Raw genomic sequence first — 17,001 nt, forward strand, 5'->3', positions numbered from 1 at the left:
CTGTCCCAGCTGAACAGCACCTGATCGGCCAGGCCTAACAGACTGACTGTCGAGCCGGCATCGACACTGTTCGTGCAAACGGGATGGCCAAGCAGCGAATGCACTGTCGTAAGATTGGCAGGGACTGCAGGGTCGTCCTTGTGCAACGCCCACAGCCGAGGGTCCCACTGTTTTATCGGNAAACCCGCGGCATCGTGGAGCGTGCGATTGAATCGCGCCTGAGCGGCGATGCCTTCAACCTCACGCCAATAATCAACCGAACAGACGGGCAATCCTCGCGGATCGAAGACAGACACTTTGGGTGTGTTGTAGTGCATTCCCATCGTCGAGGCCGGCATGCCCTGGATGTCCTTTTTTTGCCAATGGCCATCTAATCGTGGCGCTTACTGCCTGGCTACTGTCAGAAATTACAGTAGCGACCAGCGGTAGATGCCCCTTGAACCGCGAATGTCCATTCCCGCGGCCCTTCGGTAGGATGGTGGTCATGAGTTCAAGGAGCGTTAAAACATGTTCATCGGCGTCTTGCTGGTCATTACCTGGCTGATCCTGTTGCTGCGCTACCCGGCCAAGGCCGTGCCGGTTTCCGTGGCGGCCGCTGTCGGATTGGGCCTGGTGGCAACGTGGGTGTTCTGGATGGACAACCGCGAAATCAAGCAACTGGCACGCCTTGAGCTGCGCATCACTTACGCACCCGAGCACTGTCCCGCAGACCGGCCGTTGAAGTTGACAATGAAAAACGGCAACGACGTGCCACTGACCGAGTTGCGCTGGCGCATCGCGGCGTATGCGCCGGGCGATACGGTGAACCTGGCCGACAATCAATACGCTGCGCCACGTTATCGCGGCCCCGGTGAATTGCAGGCCGGCGGCAGTTGGGAAGACTGCTTGCCGCTACCGCCCTTGCGCCCCGGCTACCGCCCGCAAACCCTGGAATTTCGCGCTGAACGGTTGCAGGGTAGTTTCTCCGACTGATCCCCCTTTTTCTTTTGCACAAGGACCGCGCCATGCCTGTTGCGTTGATTACCGGTTGCTCCAGCGGCATTGGCCGCGCACTTGCCGACACCTTCAAAAATGCCGGTTACGAAGTCTGGGCCAGTGCCCGCAAGGCTGAAGACGTGGCAGCACTCACCACCGCCGGTTTCACCGCCGTGCAGCTGGACGTTAACGATGGCCCGGCCCTCGAACAGCTGAGCGAGCGGATCAACCAGCAACGCGGCGGCCTCGATGTGCTGATCAACAATGCCGGTTATGGTGCCATGGGGCCGCTGCTCGATGGCGGCGTGCCGGCCATGCAGCGCCAGTTCGAAACCAACGTGTTTGCGATTGTCGGCGTCACTCGCGCGATGTTCCCGGTACTGCGTCGCGCCCGGGGGCTGGTGATAAACATCGGCAGCGTTTCCGGGGTTCTGGTCACGCCGTTTGCCGGTGCCTACTGCGCCTCGAAAGCCGCCGTGCATGCCTTGAGCGATGCGTTGCGCATGGAACTGGCGCCGTTCGGCGTGCGGGTCATGGAAGTTCAGCCTGGGGCCATCGCCTCCAGCTTCGCGAAGAATGCCGGCCACGAAGCCGAGCAACTGATCACCGAACAATCACCGTGGTTTCCACTGCGTGAAGGTATTCGTGCACGGGCCAAGGCCTCTCAAGATAAACCAACGCCGGCCAGTGAATTTGCCGCTGGTTTACTGAAGGCAGTACAGCAGAGCAAAACGCCGCGTCTGGTGCGTTTGGGTAACGGCAGCCGGGCGTTGCCGTTGATGGCGGGGTTATTGCCAAAAGGGTTGCTGGAGTCGGGGTTGATGAAGCGGTTCGGGTTGCGCGGGCAGCTCTGAGACCGCGAAGGCGTCAGAACAAAACTTTCAGACTTTCAGGAAACAGCATGACCGACTACACCGAATACTTTGACGAAGTGATCCAGGCCCACGTAGCCATCGAGCAATGGTTGGCCGAGGAGCGGGACGAGGCCGAGCTTGAGCAATTGCTGACGCGTTTTTCACCGCAGTTTTCCATGGTCTCGCCGTTGGGCCGGGTACTGGATTTCGAGGCGTTGAATGAATTGTTTCTGCTCGCGGGCGGGAAGAAGCTCGGGTTCAGGATTGAGCTCAGCGAGTTGCGAGGTGTTGCGCTGTATGACGGTGGCGCAGTGGTCAGTTACCGCGAGCAACAGACCGATGCGACGGGGCTGCATTCGGATCGGCGGTCCTCGGTGGTGTTTGAGAAACAGGCCGATGGCAAGGTGGTTTGGCGGCATTTGCATGAGACGTTTTGCCAAGGCTGACACGGCCACTTTTTGTGGCGAGGGGGCTTGCCCCCGTTCGGCGGCGCAGCCGTCGCAAGGCTGATTCCGCGGTGTGTCTGACCGTACCGGTTTGCAGATTTTTGGGGGCTGCTACGCAGCCCAACGGGGGCAAGCCCCCTCGCCACAGGTTATTCGCCAGCCGGGGGGGTCACCACCACCGTACACGTAATCCCCGCCGCCAACAGCACGCCCTCCGGTACTTCATCAATGTGAATCCTTACTGGCACCCGCTGCGCCAGACGCACCCAGTTAAAGGTCGGGTTCACATCAGCGATCAGCTCGCGACTCTCCGGGTTATCGCGGTCGTAGATGCCGCGAGAAATACTTTCCACGTGGCCCTTGAGCACTTCGCCACTCATCAATTGCATGTCGGCTTTATCGCCCACGCGAACATGCGGCAGTTTGGTTTCTTCGAAGAAGCCATAAACCCAGAACGAATTCATGTCGACCACCGCCATTTTCGCTTCGCCGATGCGCGCATAGTCACCGCGATGGACATTGAGGTTGGTGACGTAGCCGTCCACCGCCGCCCGCACTTCGGTGCGCTGGAGGTTCAGTTCGGCGGCCTCCAGTTGTGCTTGGGCGTTCTGGTAATCGGCCAGGGCCGAGTCGGCGATGTTGGTGGCGTCGTCGCGGTTTTCCCTGGAGATCACCAGGTTGTCGAGGTCGGCGCGGCGATGGGCGTTGACCTTGCGCATCTCCCACGTGGCCTTGCGCGAGGCCACCAGGCTCTGCGCCTGTTTCACCGCGAGACGGTAGTGCTCGGGGTCGATGCGCATCAGCAAGTCGCCCTTTTTCACCAACTGGTTATCGCGCACCGGCACCTCCACCACCTCACCGGTCACGTCGGCGGCGACGTTGATGATGTCGGCGCGCACCCGGCCGTCACGAGTCCAGGGCGTGTTCATGTAATGCACCCACAAGGTCCGGCCGATCCACAGGGCAAGGGCCAGCACCAGCAGGGTCGCGAGCAGGCTGAAAAGCTTTTTCATCAAGGCCTTCTTCAGTGATAGAGAGTCAACGGTAGACAGTCAGCGCCAAAGCGCCGAACAGACAGGTAAACAGGCTCAGGCGCAGCAGCGCCGGGTGCCAGAAGAAACGGTACAGATCGAACCCGGACAAGAACCGGTCCAGCGCCCAGGCCAGCGCCGCCGCAATGAAAAACATCAGGGTCATGGTCGGCATGTACACGCCGTGGAAGGCGATTTCACGAGGCATGTTCAAGTCCTTGGGGCTTGGCAATGGTGTATGAGGCCAGCGGCGATTGCGGGTCGAGTAACGAGGTGCGGATGAAGTGCAGGTAGCTCTTCACCCGGCGCAAGGCAGAGGTATCGAAGTGTGGCGCGAAGGGTTCGTCGGTGGCCTGCACGCGGCCGATCGCGTGGTCGACGGCGACCAGCGCCCGCTCCAGATTGCTCTGGCCCGGTTGCAGAAACAGCCGCACCAGCGAACGCCCCATCGCCCGGATGGACTGGCGCCACGGCTGGGATTCGGCATACGCCGGGTGCACCGGCAGAATCGCTTGTTCCTTACGCAGTTCGATAATCGCGTGGCCGACTTCCAGCACCACCAACATCCAGCGCAACAAGTCCCGTTGCACCTGCGGCTGCCCCACTGCAAGGCCGTAGGCCTGATGCAGCAAGTCCCGCGTGCGGCTTTCGAAACTCGACGCCAGCCCTTTGAGTTTGCCGCTGATGGCGTACACCACTTGCCCGCGCAAGTCCTGCTCCAGCCGCCGCCACAGCCAGCGGCTGTTGGGCGGCAGAATGATTGCCCCGGCCGCCGCGCACACCAGCATGCCAATCACCATGGCGATGTAGTCGTTGATGAAGGCGTAAGGGTTGTAGACCGTAAGGTTGTCCGGCACCGAACCGGTGCTGAAGAAGATCAGCAACCCCAGGCCGACACCGGCGTATTGCGGCCGAGAAGTGAGGAACGAGCCGAGCACGATCACCGGCGCGAGCATCACGCAAAGCAATGGAAAACCGTCGATCCAGGGGAAGATGAAAAACATCTCGACGAAGCCGATCAGTGCCCCGAGCAACGTCCCGCAGGCCATCTGAAAGGCCATGCGCTTGGGGTTTGGCGTCGCGGCTGACAGGCCGACGGTGGCGGCAGCGATCAGGGTCATGGTCGCCCCGCTCGGCCACGCGGTGGCCACCCAATAGCTGCCGAGCACCACAAGGATGAACGCTGCGCGAATCCCCGACGCGGCCGAGGCCAGCCAATTGGTTTGCGGGGTGAAGGGCTCGTCCCAACGCTCCCGTTCGTGGCTGTGATCGGCGAGCGACGCGTGGGTCTGTGCATAACTGTGCAGGTCGTCGACGAAGCGATAAAGCAGTTCGTAGGCAGTGTGAAAATCCAGCTGCTCGGCGTCGCTCGGATCGCTCTCCTGAAAGCTCGCCCGCAACTTGCGCACCCGCGCCGGCAAGTTGTCCTTGTAAGTCGCCAAGGCGCTGGCCAGGCGAGCGGCATCAGGGCTGGTCAGCGCACGGCCGCTGAAACCGTCGAGCACTTCGGCCAGGTCCTGCAACCCTGGTTTGATCGCCGCGACAACATGATCGGCGCCGCTGCCGCGCAGGCGCTCGAGCAACTGATGCAGGGCATTGAAGCGTGTGGTGACGCCCATGAACTCGCTGTTCAAACGACTGAGTCGCCCGTTGCGTCGACGCATATGCGGGTCTTCGAACACCGTGACACTGCGCAGTCCTTCCAGGCCCACCGCTTCGGCGATGAACCGAACGTTGCTTGCTTCAAACGCTTCGCGCCGACTGCGACCGCGCAAGCCATCAGTGACGAACAACGCAAACACACCGAAGCGTTGATACAACGCATTGCGCATCGCCGCACTGGCGGTTTGCGGCAGGATCGCGGCGCTGACCAGCGTCGAGCAGAGAATCCCCAGGGAGATTTCCAGCACTCGCCAGACCGCAGCCATGAATGCGCCGTCCGGGTGAGCCAGAGCGGGCAGCCCAACCATCGCCGCCGTATAACCGGCGAGCACAAATCCATAGGCGCGAAAGTTGCGACAACGCGCCGCGCCAGCCGTGCACAGGCCGACCCAGATCGCCAGCGAGCCGAGGAACAGTTCGGTGTTCTGCGCGAACAAGGCAATCAGCGCGACCATCACCGCCGACCCGGCCAACGTGCCGAGGAAGCGATAGAAACTCTTGGCGAACACCTGGCCGCTTTGCGGTTGCATGACGATGAACACGGTGATCATCGCGGTGCGCGGTTGCGGCAATTCAAGACGCATGGCCAGCCACAGCGTGAGGAATGCGGCGAACAGCACCTTGAAAATGTAGACCCAAGTCACGCCGTCGCTGCGCGCCCAGTCGAAGAAACCCCGGCGCCATTCAAGGGAATACAGCCAGCGCAAAGGTGCGGGCAAGGGAGTCATGAAATTTTGCTCAATGGTCTAGGGCTTGAGGAACTGTGGGTGTGCCTGAAACGTCGTGCTCACTTCAAAAGGCTCGGGGTTTTCGGGGGCTGGGTTTTCTCGGCTCTCGGGACGTCGTCGCCCGCATCGAGTCCGCCGCCGAGCGCCGTCACCAACTCCGCATGAGCACTCAACCGCGCAGCCTGAACCTGCTGCTGCACTTGCTGTTGCTTGAACAACAAGGTCTGCGCATTGAGTACGTTGAGGTAATCGGTGAGCCCACGTTGATAGGCGATCATCGCGATGTCGTAGGTCTTCTGCGCCGTGGCCACCGATTCGGCGGCGAACGTTTGCTGCTTGTCCATCGACTCGCGGCGGATCAACTGGTCGGAGATGTTCTTCAGCGCATTGACCAGCGTCTGGTTGTATTTGGCCACGGCGATGTCATAACCGGCCGAGGCTTCACCCAACTCGGAACGCAAACGGCCGCCATCGAAAATCGGCAATGTAATCGCAGGCCCCACGCTGTAGTTGAGCTTCTTGCCGGTCAGGAACTCCAGCGCACCGCCGCCAGTGGCCATGTAGCCGAGGCTGCCGACCAGATCGACGTTGGGGTAGAAGCCTGCGTGAGCGACATCGATGCCCCGCGCCTGGGCCGCCACTTGCCAGCGACTGGCAACCACGTCCGGGCGTTGCCCGAGCAATTGCGCCGGCAACGATGACGGTAACTTCAGCGCCGCCCCCAACGACAGCGTCGGCCGTTGCAACTGCGCGCCCGCCCCCGGTCCCTTACCGGCCAAGGCCGCGAGCTGGTTACGGCTGAGGGCGATTTCTTCATCCAGCGCATCGAGTTGGCGATGGGTTTCCGGTAGCGGCGTTTCGGCCTGGCTGACTTCGAAGTGCGTGCCGATGCCACCGTCCAGGCGTTTTTGCGCCAGGTCGAGGATTTGCTGTTGCTGCTTCAAGGTCGCCGCGACGATGTCCCGTTGCGCGTAATGCAACGAGAGCTCGATGTAGGCACGCACGATGTTGTTCTGCAATTCGAGCTGGGCCTGCCGTGCTTCGGCAGCGCTCATGTGCGCCATGTCCACCGCTTGCTCGGTGGCGTTGCTTTCGCGCCCCCAGAGGTCGAGGGCATAGCTGAAGCCCAGCGCGGCGTTGTTGTCCCAAGTGGTGGTGTTGGCCAACTCACCGGGGCCGTAGAACTGATCGGTGGGCCAGTTGTGGCGTTTGAGGGTCGACTGGCCATTGATCTGCAGCGACTCGGCGGACTCGGCAATACCCGCCATGGACCGGGCCTGACGCACTCGCGCGGCGGCCATGGCCATGTTCGGACTGTCTTGCAGGGCGAGGGAGATCCAGCGGTTCAGTTGCGGGTCGCCGTAGGCTTGCCACCATTGGGCGGTGGGCCAATGAGCGTCACGAGCGGCGCTCTGGATGGCTTCGTCGGTGGCCAATGAATTGGCCTCCAGTGCCTTGCCTTGTGGGGCAATACCGCCGGTTCCGATGCAGCCGCTGATTGCCAGGGTTAAAGCCAAAACACTGAGCGTCTTGAGCGCTCTGTTGATGCGACGCGGCACTGCTGCAAATTCCTGAAAGGGGGGAGAGTCACGAGATCCTGTAGGAGCCGGCTTGCTGGCGATGGGAACGCCGCGGTCTATCTGAAGACCGCAGTGATGCCATCGCCAGCAAGCCGGCTCCTACAGTCGGCGCAATTCTAGGGGTGGGCCTTGTTGGCGATAAGCCGGGAATCTTGTGAATCTTTGTTACCGTTAACGAGATAATCCCTTGGTCGGGGTCTCAGTCTCTGAAACTTCGTGTCACAATTTGCCATCCGCCAAGAGAGCACCCCATGGACACTTTGCAAAACATGCGCGCCTTCAGTTACGTGGCCGAGGCCGGCAGCTTCACCGCCGCCGCCGTACAACTGGACACCACCACGGCCAATGTCTCGCGCGCGGTCTCCAACCTGGAAGCCCACCTGCAAACCCGCCTGCTCAACCGCACCACCCGGCGCATTGCCCTGACCGAAGCGGGCAAGCGCTATCTGTTGCGCTGCGAGCAGATCCTGGCCTATGTCGAAGAAGCCGAAGCCGAGGCCAGCGACGCCCACGCGCGCCCGGCCGGGCAACTCAAGGTGCACACCATGACCGGCATCGGTCAGCACTTCGTGATCGACGCCATCGCTCGCTACCGCAAGACCCACCCCGACGTGACCTTCGACCTGACCATGGCCAACCGTGTGCCGGACTTGCTCGACGAGGGCTACGACGTGTCCATCGTGCTCGCCAGCGAACTGCCCGACTCGGGCTTCGTCTCCCAGCGTTTGGGCATCACCTACAGCATCGTTTGCGCATCGCCCGCCTATGTAAAAGCCAACGGCTGCGCGCAGAAGCCCAGCGATTTGCTCAATCACATGTGCTTGCGCCTGGTGAGCCCGGTGATCCCCCTGGAAAAGTGGGCTTTCGATGGCCCCGAAGGCCAGGAAATGGTCACCATCAACAGCTCACCGTTCTTGGTGAACTCCGCTGACGCGATGAAGACAGCGATCACCAGTGGCATGGGGGTTGGTGTGTTGCCGGTGTATGCGGCGATTGAAGGGCTGCGCAACGGTACGCTGGTGCGGGTGATGCCGAAGTATCGTTCGCAGGAATTGAACCTGTATGCGATTTACCCGTCGCGGCAGTATCTGGACGCGAAAATCAAGACGTGGGTCGAGTATTTGCGCGGGTCGTTGCCGGAGATTCTGGCGGCGCATCAGGCGGAATTGGCGGCGTATGAGTTGAGTGGGAGCTTGGGTGGGGCTCGGGTGGCAAACTGACTTCACGGTCCCACAGACGCGGTGCTTTTTTTGGGGAGGTTTCCGACAAGTTTTGACGGTTGTTGCGTCGGAAGCGAAGTGGGTAGGCTTTGTGGGTCGCTGCCAAATCAGCGATCAGGTCTGGAAAACCTGGCAAACACTTACTACAGCTCATGGCATACTGCGGCGCTTTTTTTGCACGCAATCCTTGTTATGGCGGCTGTGCGCGGGAGACCTTCGGGTCTGCCGGGTTTTGGTGGGTGTTCCGGTTTTTCCAGTCCGCGCACAGCTGCCACCCTTTCGTCTGGAAAACGAAAGATGGCAGTTCCACTTCATCTGCCAATGAGTAACTTGCGCATGATTAAAGAAACACCGAACCCTCCGGAAACCGACGACGTTTCGCCCTACGAATCTCTCGATTCCAAAAAACTCAACGAAGCCGCCGAACGCGCGCTCGACCACTACCTCAAGCCCACTCCGAAAAAACCAGAAGGCCGCAAGCCAAGCAGGATGTTTCAGGTTGCGCCGGACATGGACAACGAGAGCCTGCTGGCCCATGTCTGCGAATCCCTGGCCTCGGCCAGCGTCATGACCAGCGACATTGCAGCCTACGTCGATGCCCCGCAGCGGTATACGATCCTGGCGATTCAGCAGGTCATCATGTTGGCCGAGCTGGCAGTGAACCGAGTCCTGGATAACGTCGACGTACCGAAGCCTGCGCCACACAGCTGACCCGTTGTAGGAGCGAGGCCGTGGCGAGGGGGCTTTCCCCCGTTTGAGTGCGTAGCACTCACAATATCTTTGGACCACCAGAGATTTTGGGGCTGCTTCGCAGCCCAACGGGGGCAAGCCCCCTCGCCACAGGTCGCGCCTACAGTTTTGGATGGCGTACACCCTCGCATAATGTCCGCGAAGAATGTTAGCTTGCTTGGCAATCTCCACGCCCGACGAGCCCCTCTCCAATGAAAAAAACCGTCCTCGCCTTCAGCCGCATCACCCCGCCCATGATCGAACGCCTGCAACAGGATTTCGATGTGATTGTGCCGAACCCGAAAAACGGCGACATTGCCGCCCAGTTCAACGAAGCCCTACCCCACGCTCACGGCCTGATCGGCGTTGGCCGCAAACTCGGTCGCGCACAACTGGAAAACGCCAGCAAACTGGAAGTGGTCTCCAGCGTCTCCGTCGGCTACGACAACTACGACCTCGCCTACTTCAACGAACGCGGGATCATGCTCACCAACACCCCCGACGTACTCACCGAAAGCACCGCTGACCTGGCCTTCGCCCTGCTCATGAGCAGCGCCCGCCGCGTCGCCGAGCTGGACGCCTGGACCAAGGCTGGCCAATGGCAAGCCACCGTCGGCGCACCGTTGTTCGGCAGCGATGTGCATGGCAAAACCTTAGGCATCGTCGGCATGGGCAACATTGGCGCGGCCATCGCCCGTCGTGGTCGACTGGGCTTCAACATGCCGGTCATCTACAGCGGCAACAGCCGCAAAACCGCACTGGAACAAGAACTCGGCGCACAGTTCCGTAGCCTGGATCAACTGCTGGCCGAAGCCGATTTCGTCTGCCTAGTGGTGCCGCTCAGCGAAAAAACCAGGCACCTGATCAGCCACCGTGAACTGGCGTTGATGAAACCGAGCGCCATTCTGGTGAACATCGCCCGCGGCCCGGTGGTGGACGAACCGGCGCTGGTCGAAGCGCTGCAAAACAACCGGATTCGTGGCGCCGGGCTGGACGTTTACGAGAAAGAACCACTGGCTGAATCACCGCTGTTCCAACTGAAAAACGCCGTGACCCTGCCGCATATCGGCTCGGCCACACACGAAACCCGCGAAGCTATGGCCAACCGTGCGTTAGCCAACTTGCGCAGTGCCTTGTTGGGTGAACGACCGCAGGATCTGGTGAACCCACAAGTGTGGAAAGGCTGATCAAAACGGGCAGGTGTTTTAAACGCCTGCCCTTTCAATACACAACTTGCAATTCAGTCTGCCGCCGAAAAACAGATACACGCTATAGACTCTCCACTACTTAGCTGCTTACGGAGCCTACTTATGGAGAACCCTCATATTGAACCACCTGACAACCGACCAGATCATCAGATACAGCAAAGTAATATTGATGGCGTATATCAGTTTTTTTGGCCTGCTGGTGATGTATAGCAACTTCACTGACTACGCAACAAACTATGAATATGTCGCTCACGTCCTAAGCATGGACACGACTCAAAACAACGAAAAAACCAGCTATCGGGCAATCACCTCTCCCCTGCTTCACCACCGTATCTACTGGCTCATCATTACCCTCGAAGTGACGTATACCGTTTATTGCCTAATGGGTACATATCAGCTTTTTCGGAATATTCACGCTTCAGCCAAAAAGTTTCACGAGGCTAAAAAATTCTCCATCATCGGCTTATTGATCGGTTTGTTTATTTATTACGTCTGCCTGCAAGTCGTGGGTGTCGAGTGGTTCAACATGGACAAATCACAAACATGGAACGCCAAAGACTGGGCTCGGCATATTGTTGACTTTATGTTGCCATTATTAATGTATGTGACGCTGAAGATCGAGCGCTGAGACAGACCGCGCTCGACCATTAATCAGCTCAAGCCAACTTACCGCTCGCCTGCACCATCGGTGCCTTGGGCTTACGAAACACCAGCACATTGCCCAACATCACCAGCACCAACCCCACCAATGCCGGCGCCGTCCATTGATAGCCCTCGGCAAACGCCGACACATTCAGCGCGACCACGGGGAACAACACGGTGCAATACGCCGCCCGCTCCGGCCCCATGCGCCCGACCAGCGTCAAGTAGGCGGTGAAGCCAATCACCGAGCCCGGTATCACCAGGTACAGCAACGAGCCGATGTAACGGGCGTTCCATTCCATGTCGAACGGGATGCCTTTGACCAGGCACCACACTGACAACATCGCCGCGCCATAAGCCATGCCCCAGGCATTGGTGGTCAGGGGTTTCAGGCCGGCCCTCTGCTGCAGACTCGACAGCATGTTGCCCGCCGAGAAGCACAAGGTTCCGAGCAACGCCAGAGCCAACCCGAGCAAGGTTTCCGGGCTGGCGGTATGACCGGCAAGCTCCGGCCAGAACAACAGACCAAGACCGAGCAAGCCCAGCGCGCCGCCCATCAGCACGTTGCGGGCGATTTTCTGGCCGAAGAACACCCGCGCATTGAAGGCGTTCCACAATGTTGCGGTGGAAAACACCACGGCGACCAGGCCGCTGGGGATCCATTGGCTGGCGGTGAGGAAGCACATGAAATTGATACAGAACAGGCACAGCCCCTGCGCCAGGCAAATCAGATGCCCGCGACGGTTCATCACTTGCAGGCGCCGGCTGAGCAGCAACATCACGAACAGCACCAGCGCGGCGAGACCGAAGCGATAGACGATCGACACTGGAATCGCCACCACGCCCAGTTGCCATTTCAAGGCAATCCAGGTGGTGCCCCAGATCAATACGGTCAGCAGGTATAACGAGAGGTTCATGGTGAAGACTCCTGAATAGGCCTTCAGTGTCCGGCGCGACACCCTTTTGCACTTGCATAAACTTGCGCTTTTGTCGGTCGGCAGGCTGGCAGGCCAGCGTCTACGGAGTAGGATGCAAGGCGTTGGAGAGAACCGATCATGGCCGCACTGGAAACGTTGCAAGTCTTTCAAGCCCTCAACCGCTCGCCCAATGCTCGCCTGGAGCACAGCGCCGAGCTCGGTGACGGCATGGCTGCGGCTTTGTGGAGCAACCACCATGACGCCCAGGACTACGAAGCGCCGAGCCATCACACTTTGTCGTGCTACATCGCCGGCGGTACCGGCACCTTTCGCCGCGACCAGCCCGGCACCAAGGGCGGCCCGGACAAGCTGTGCATTCTGCCGGCCGACCATCAGTCTGGCTGGGTGATCAACGGCGACATTCGCCTGGCCCACCTGTATTTCAGCCCCGAACAATTTGCCCTTGGTTGCGTCACGCTGCTGGATCGCGAGCCGCGGGAATTGCAGTTGCGCGAGCGCACGTTCCTCGAAGACCCGCAGCAAGTACGGCACTTTCGGCAGTTGATCACCCTCAACTGGGACGAACCCGGCGAACGCCTGCTCACCAGCAGCCTGGCCCACGAGATGCTCAGCCACGCCTTGCTCAGCCAGGTTGGTGTGCGTCAGGGCTTGCGCCTCAAGGGTGGATTGGCGGCGCATCAGCGGCGGCAGCTGGTGGAGTTCATCGACAGTCAGTTGGCGGAGGCGATCAGCCTTGGGCAATTGGCGAGCTTGTGCGCGCTGTCGGAATATCACTTTGCGCGGATGTTTCGTGTGAGCTTCGGCTTGCCGCCGCATCAGTATGTGTTGGCGCGGCGATTGAGCCGGGCTCGGGAGTTATTGCGCGCAACATCGCAGCCATTGGGGGAAATTGCGCTGGCGTGCGGTTTTGCCAGTGCGAGCCATTTCACCAACCGGTTTCGACAGGCGTTGGGTGGGACGCCTGGGGAGTATCGTCAGGCATTTCGTTAGAACCCATTGCGCAATATACGCGCTCTCTTATTGCGAGACATTATTAAAATCACTAAACATCTGTCAGATTTGACAGTAGCCATATAAATACTGAAAGCGGATCATTTTTAACTCAATCTATGGAGAGATAAAAATGTCCGCAGGCATGCTTACTGAACTGGACTCCAAAATTCTGAAAAAAGGCCCCTTCGCATCCGGCACTGTGAAATCAACAATTGAAAGCCGCCCCGACTTTGAAAGCACCCAAGTTATTTTCAGGCGCATTTCAGACAGTGCAATCCAGATCATAGGAATAATGAACGGCAGACACTGGGAGTTTATTTTCAAGGACAATCTCACACTCAGGAAATATAATATTGGGGCTCCCGAAATCAACAATTTCATATATGTGCAAACAGTCCCACACGATCCTGATTATGATCACGTTTTTATCGCCGACCCTGGAAGTGGAGGAATAACAGTCATCAAGGTTGACTTTGTTAAGGGAGAGCTCGAGTTTGACTTTAAATGTACCGTAACACGGGAAGGTTTTCCCGGCACCACGACCAAAACAGAGGGCAAAGTCGCTGTTTCGGGCATGCAACAAACCCGTCAGCACCCCGTCCATAAGTAGTGATCGGCGCGCCTGTCACCAAAGCGACAGGGTTCCTCAAGCATTTAAATTCTGGCGATGGGACGTGCCCCCTCACCACAGCAAGCTCCTTTGCCACAGGGGACCGGTGGACACTGAAACAAAGAAGGGGCCTGCAACGCAGGCCCCTTTTTTAGTTGGAAAGCTGTGGGAATATAATGCCGCCTTAGACCTCAGCCGTTGAGTGCAGCCTGTTCGTTCTCGAGAAACTCATCCTCAAGCAGCGCATCGGCATGTGCGCCCCTGTCGAACGGCACCACAGCGGCGCGTGGTTTGCCGCGTAATTTGCCAAACATATGCTCCAGCGCATGTTCAAGTTTTTCGGCTGCCCCGTCGATCGCCAGTTCCAGGGAGGCGGCTTTATGGGTAACGGAAATCGGTTGATGGCCTTTTGGCCGCGCTTCCAGCTGGCAGCGCATGTCATGGGGACCAGGCTTGTCGCCGTTCTCGTCCCGCAGATGGACCTCGACGCGGGTCAGGTCCTCTTCATAACGTTCGAGCGTGCTCTCAATGGTAGTACGTACCCACTCCTCCAGTCGTTTACTGCTTTGAATATGGTTATCGCTATTGACTTGGATTTGCATAGTTCTTCCCTTATTTCAGCTAGCTCGCAAGAGGCGCATCGGCTGGCCCTTGGGCGTCATCACCGCAACCTCTTGGTTACACAATCGGTGTGTGCGCGGAACATTTCAACCCCTAAAAAAAGATAAATATTCATACGCAAAAAAAGCCGGACAACGAGCAAAAGCGCTGTTAATGTCGGGAGTTGGGTCGGCCCTGTCCTCAGTCAAAAATGGTCACATCTGCCGCGCCCCCCAGCGGATGCAGGTCACGAAAAATCCCCGCCTCTTCCACCAGCCAGTCATGCACCGCGCGCACGCCCGGATGGCTCAGCGCACCCGGCGCGTAGAGCAGCACGTAGCGCTTGTGATTAGGCACCGCCAAGCCAAACGGCACGATCAGCGTACCCCGTTCCAGCTCATCGTTAAGCAGCGTTCGCCGCGCAATCGCCACGCCCATCCCGGCAATCGCCGCTTCGATGGTCAGGTGATTGCGGTTGAAGGTGTGCCCGCGCCGCACATCCGCGCCTTCGAAGCCGATGGCATTGAGGTAAAACTCCCATTCCGCGTACTCGTAGCTACCGCGCCACGCGGTGATGTCGTGCAACAACGGAAAGTGCATCAAGTCTGCCGGCCCGTGCAGCGGCGGACGTCCTCGCAACAGGCTCGGGGCGCACACCGGAAATATCTGCTCGTCGAGCAAGGCTGTGGATAACAATCCGGGATAGCTGCCGTCATTCAGATCGATCGCCAGGTCGAAATCTCCCTCGTGCAACGGCACGCTGCTGTCCTCCGCCACCAGGCGCAATTGAATGTCCGGGAAGCGCTGCTGCAAACGCGGCAAACGCGGGGTCAGCCATTTGCTCAGGAACGAGGGAATCGAACGCACCCGCAAAATCCCGCTGATCATTCCCGCATCCAGTCGTCGCAATTCTGCGTCGATGCTGCCGTAAGCCTCGTTGACCGTAATGGCCAGGCGCTGGCCTTGCGCACTCAATTCCACGCCACGAGCGCGACGGTGGAACAGGCGAAAACCCAGCCGCTCCTCCAGTTGCCGAATTTGCTGACTGACCGCACCCGGCGTGATGTGCAGTTCTTCGGCACAACGGGTGAACGACAGGTGCCGCGCGGCACAGGAAAACACGTGCAGCCAGACATAAGTCTGGGCGTGCAATTGACGACTCATCGTTTAGTCCTGCTAAAGGCTATCTTAGGAAGTTTCGTTGGTCACGTAGGACCGAGGTAGGCAGTATCGCCGACATTGCGCTTGGCCTACAAAAATGGCGGCGATTTCTCTTCCATTGCTTGTATAGGCTTTAGCATGGCTATCAGTGTTTTCGATCTCTTCAAAGTCGGCATCGGTCCGTCCAGTTCCCACACCGTCGGCCCGATGCGCGCTGCAGCGACCTTTGCCCAAGCACTGATTGACCAGAATTTACTGGCCGCCGTACGTCGGGTAGAAATCCGCCTTTACGGTTCGCTTTCAGCCACCGGCGTCGGCCATGCCACCGACCGCGCCTGTGTCATGGGCCTGATGGGCGAATGGCCGGATAGCATCGACCCGACCACCATCGATTCGCGCATCCAGCACCTGCGGGAAACCGGCAAGCTGTCCCTGGCCGGCAAAGCGACCATCGCCTTCAACTGGCAGCACGATCTCCTGCTGCTCGACGAGAGCCTGCCCTATCACCCTAACGCCATGTCCCTGACAGCCTTCGGCGAAACCGGTGAGCTGTTCGAGCAGACGTACTACTCGGTGGGCGGCGGTTTCATCATCGAAGCGGCCGAAGCCGAGTCCGGCGTTGCGCCGGCCAGCGACGTCGTGCTGCCGTACGATTTCTCCAGCGCCGCCGAATTGCTCAAGCTCTGCAAACAGCACGGTCTACGGGTGTCCGAATTGATGATGGCCAATGAATTGGCCTGGCGCAGCGAAGCCGAAGTCCGTCAGGGCCTGTTGCACATCTGGTCGGTAATGCGCGAGTGCGTCGAGCAAGGCTTGCGTCACGAAGGCATCCTTCCCGGCGGTCTGAATGTTCCGCGCCGCGCCGCGAAATTGCATCGCAGCCTGTTGGAAATCGGCAAACCGAACGTCATCAGCTCCACCCTGTCTGCCATGGAGTGGGTGAACCTGTTCGCCCTCGCCGTGAACGAAGAAAACGCCGCGGGCGGACGGATGGTCACCGCACCTACAAACGGGGCGGCGGGGATCATTCCGGCCGTGCTGCACTACTACATGAAATTCAACCCGGACGCGTCGGACGATGACGTCGTGGCGTTCTTTTTGGGCGCGGCTGCTGTCGGCATTCTCTGCAAGAAAAACGCCTCGATCTCCGGCGCCGAAGTCGGCTGCCAGGGTGAGGTCGGTTCGGCCTGCGCCATGGCCGCTGCCGGTTTGGCCGACGTGCTCGGCGCCACCCCGGAACAACTGGAAAACGCCGCTGAAATCGGCCTGGAACACAACCTCGGCCTGACCTGCGACCCGGTCGGCGGTCTGGTGCAAGTGCCGTGCATCGAGCGCAACGCGATTGCCGCGGTGAAGGCGATCAACGCCACGCAAATGGCCCTGCGCGGTGACGGCAAACACTTCATTTCCCTGGACCGGGTGATCCGCACCATGCGCGATACCGGCGCCGATATGCACGACAAATACAAAGAAACTTCACGGGGCGGCCTGGCTGTCAGCTGGGTGGAATGCTGAGGAGCATCTCCTGACCGTCCCGGCAGGCCGTTTGAAACGTAGCGAGCGAAGACAAGACAAGGCAAAAACAGGCGAGGACGCGGAGTTTACTGGCTGTAAATGAGCATTC

17 protein-coding genes and 1 pseudogene are annotated in these 17,001 nt (G+C 59.4%); 10 read left to right on the forward strand and 8 right to left on the reverse strand.

From position 1 onward, the window contains the following. Positions 1-338, reverse strand: a pseudogene (locus AF70_RS29680) (RHS repeat protein); the annotation flags it as partial. 169 nt (positions 339-507) lie between these two features. Between AF70_RS29680 and AF70_RS27745 the strand changes: the two are divergent. The 3 genes from AF70_RS27745 to AF70_RS27755 are packed head-to-tail and all read left to right on the forward strand — an operon-like array spanning position 508 to position 2,275. Further along, positions 508-972, forward strand: a complete 465-nt coding sequence (locus AF70_RS27745; RefSeq protein WP_019581118.1) for a hypothetical protein — start codon at positions 508-510, stop codon at positions 970-972. Between the two features lie 32 nt (positions 973-1,004). Continuing rightward, positions 1,005-1,829 (forward strand): SDR family oxidoreductase, encoded by an 825-nt coding sequence (locus AF70_RS27750; protein WP_028940323.1) that lies wholly within the window; start codon positions 1,005-1,007, stop codon positions 1,827-1,829. Positions 1,830-1,876: 47 nt separating this feature from the next. Then, positions 1,877-2,275, forward strand: coding sequence for a DUF4440 domain-containing protein (locus AF70_RS27755; protein ID WP_028940322.1), 399 nt, complete (start codon positions 1,877-1,879; stop codon positions 2,273-2,275). A 149-nt stretch (positions 2,276-2,424) separates the two neighbouring features. Here AF70_RS27755 and AF70_RS27760 read toward each other — a convergent pair whose 3' ends face one another. The 4 genes from AF70_RS27760 to AF70_RS27775 are packed head-to-tail and all read right to left on the reverse strand — an operon-like array spanning position 2,425 to position 7,255. Next, positions 2,425-3,288, reverse strand: coding sequence for an HlyD family secretion protein (locus AF70_RS27760; protein ID WP_028940321.1), 864 nt, complete (start codon positions 3,286-3,288; stop codon positions 2,425-2,427). Positions 3,289-3,313: 25 nt separating this feature from the next. Continuing rightward, positions 3,314-3,514, reverse strand: coding sequence for a DUF1656 domain-containing protein (locus tag AF70_RS27765; protein ID WP_007896379.1), 201 nt, complete (start codon positions 3,512-3,514; stop codon positions 3,314-3,316). Then, the gene (locus AF70_RS27770; RefSeq protein ID WP_028940320.1) at positions 3,504-5,696 is read right to left on the reverse strand and encodes an FUSC family protein; all 2,193 of its coding nucleotides are present in this window, start codon (positions 5,694-5,696) and stop codon (positions 3,504-3,506) included. Before AF70_RS27770 ends, AF70_RS27765 begins: the two co-directional genes overlap by 11 nt. 59 nt (positions 5,697-5,755) lie before the next feature. Next, complete coding sequence (locus tag AF70_RS27775) at positions 5,756-7,255, reverse strand: efflux transporter outer membrane subunit (RefSeq protein ID WP_028940319.1); 1,500 nt, start codon at positions 7,253-7,255, stop codon at positions 5,756-5,758. Positions 7,256-7,527: 272 nt separating this feature from the next. Here AF70_RS27775 and AF70_RS27780 point away from each other — a divergent pair, with 272 nt between their 5' ends. From AF70_RS27780 to AF70_RS27795, 4 genes are all read left to right on the forward strand, one after another. After that, positions 7,528-8,496 carry a LysR family transcriptional regulator gene (locus tag AF70_RS27780; protein ID WP_019581124.1) on the forward strand — a complete coding sequence of 323 codons (969 nt, stop codon included), beginning with the start codon at positions 7,528-7,530 and terminating at the stop codon, positions 8,494-8,496. A 336-nt stretch (positions 8,497-8,832) separates the two neighbouring features. Beyond that, positions 8,833-9,207, forward strand: coding sequence for a DUF6124 family protein (locus AF70_RS27785; RefSeq protein ID WP_019581125.1), 375 nt, complete (start codon positions 8,833-8,835; stop codon positions 9,205-9,207). 230 nt (positions 9,208-9,437) lie between these two features. Beyond that, positions 9,438-10,412, forward strand: coding sequence for a D-glycerate dehydrogenase (locus AF70_RS27790; protein WP_018927144.1), 975 nt, complete (start codon positions 9,438-9,440; stop codon positions 10,410-10,412). A gap of 139 nt (positions 10,413-10,551) precedes the next feature. After that, entirely contained in the window at positions 10,552-11,061 is a 510-nt protein-coding gene (locus tag AF70_RS27795; protein ID WP_028940318.1) for a DUF2165 family protein, read from the forward strand. Between the two features lie 28 nt (positions 11,062-11,089). Here the strand turns inward: AF70_RS27795 and AF70_RS27800 are convergent, their stop codons facing one another. Further along, the gene (locus AF70_RS27800; RefSeq protein WP_019581128.1) at positions 11,090-11,992 is read right to left on the reverse strand and encodes a DMT family transporter; all 903 of its coding nucleotides are present in this window, start codon (positions 11,990-11,992) and stop codon (positions 11,090-11,092) included. 138 nt (positions 11,993-12,130) lie between these two features. On the opposite strand from AF70_RS27800, the gene AF70_RS27805 reads away from it, so the two are divergent. Both AF70_RS27805 and AF70_RS27810 read left to right on the forward strand, forming a co-directional pair. Further along, on the forward strand, positions 12,131-13,003 hold the full coding sequence (locus tag AF70_RS27805) for an AraC family transcriptional regulator (protein ID WP_028940317.1): 873 nt from the start codon (positions 12,131-12,133) through the stop codon (positions 13,001-13,003). 133 nt (positions 13,004-13,136) lie between these two features. After that, complete coding sequence (locus tag AF70_RS27810) at positions 13,137-13,616, forward strand: hypothetical protein (RefSeq protein WP_028940316.1); 480 nt, start codon at positions 13,137-13,139, stop codon at positions 13,614-13,616. Positions 13,617-13,807: 191 nt separating this feature from the next. Here the strand turns inward: AF70_RS27810 and AF70_RS27815 are convergent, their stop codons facing one another. Continuing rightward, the gene (locus AF70_RS27815; protein ID WP_007936360.1) at positions 13,808-14,218 is read right to left on the reverse strand and encodes an HPF/RaiA family ribosome-associated protein; all 411 of its coding nucleotides are present in this window, start codon (positions 14,216-14,218) and stop codon (positions 13,808-13,810) included. Between the two features lie 199 nt (positions 14,219-14,417). Beyond that, complete coding sequence (locus AF70_RS27820) at positions 14,418-15,380, reverse strand: LysR substrate-binding domain-containing protein (RefSeq protein WP_019581130.1); 963 nt, start codon at positions 15,378-15,380, stop codon at positions 14,418-14,420. 135 nt (positions 15,381-15,515) lie between these two features. Between AF70_RS27820 and AF70_RS27825 the strand changes: the two genes are divergently transcribed. Further along, positions 15,516-16,892, forward strand: a complete 1,377-nt coding sequence (locus tag AF70_RS27825; RefSeq protein ID WP_028940315.1) for an L-serine ammonia-lyase — start codon at positions 15,516-15,518, stop codon at positions 16,890-16,892. Positions 16,893-17,001: the final 109 nt, after the last annotated feature.

The organism is Pseudomonas sp. KD5 (genome assembly GCF_012932895.1).
GTDB lineage: Bacteria > Pseudomonadota > Gammaproteobacteria > Pseudomonadales > Pseudomonadaceae > Aquipseudomonas.

Excerpts from the sequence above, each read along its gene's own strand:
- AF70_RS27745 (WP_019581118.1), top strand. The coding sequence starts at position 508 with ATGTTCATCGGCGTCTTGCTGGTCATTACCTGGCTGATCCTGTTGCTG.
- AF70_RS27770 (WP_028940320.1), bottom strand. The coding sequence starts at position 5,696 with ATGACTCCCTTGCCCGCACCTTTGCGCTGGCTGTATTCCCTTGAATGG.
- AF70_RS27790 (WP_018927144.1), top strand. The coding sequence starts at position 9,438 with ATGAAAAAAACCGTCCTCGCCTTCAGCCGCATCACCCCGCCCATGATC.
- AF70_RS27820 (WP_019581130.1), bottom strand. The coding sequence starts at position 15,380 with ATGAGTCGTCAATTGCACGCCCAGACTTATGTCTGGCTGCACGTGTTT.
- AF70_RS27760 (WP_028940321.1), bottom strand. The coding sequence starts at position 3,288 with ATGAAAAAGCTTTTCAGCCTGCTCGCGACCCTGCTGGTGCTGGCCCTT.
- AF70_RS27785 (WP_019581125.1), top strand. The coding sequence starts at position 8,833 with ATGATTAAAGAAACACCGAACCCTCCGGAAACCGACGACGTTTCGCCC.
- AF70_RS27755 (WP_028940322.1), top strand. The coding sequence starts at position 1,877 with ATGACCGACTACACCGAATACTTTGACGAAGTGATCCAGGCCCACGTA.
- AF70_RS27805 (WP_028940317.1), top strand. The coding sequence starts at position 12,131 with ATGGCCGCACTGGAAACGTTGCAAGTCTTTCAAGCCCTCAACCGCTCG.
- AF70_RS27765 (WP_007896379.1), bottom strand. The coding sequence starts at position 3,514 with ATGCCTCGTGAAATCGCCTTCCACGGCGTGTACATGCCGACCATGACC.
- AF70_RS27780 (WP_019581124.1), top strand. The coding sequence starts at position 7,528 with ATGGACACTTTGCAAAACATGCGCGCCTTCAGTTACGTGGCCGAGGCC.
- AF70_RS27750 (WP_028940323.1), top strand. The coding sequence starts at position 1,005 with ATGCCTGTTGCGTTGATTACCGGTTGCTCCAGCGGCATTGGCCGCGCA.
- AF70_RS27815 (WP_007936360.1), bottom strand. The coding sequence starts at position 14,218 with ATGCAAATCCAAGTCAATAGCGATAACCATATTCAAAGCAGTAAACGA.
- AF70_RS27810 (WP_028940316.1), top strand. The coding sequence starts at position 13,137 with ATGTCCGCAGGCATGCTTACTGAACTGGACTCCAAAATTCTGAAAAAA.
- AF70_RS27825 (WP_028940315.1), top strand. The coding sequence starts at position 15,516 with ATGGCTATCAGTGTTTTCGATCTCTTCAAAGTCGGCATCGGTCCGTCC.
- AF70_RS27800 (WP_019581128.1), bottom strand. The coding sequence starts at position 11,992 with ATGAACCTCTCGTTATACCTGCTGACCGTATTGATCTGGGGCACCACC.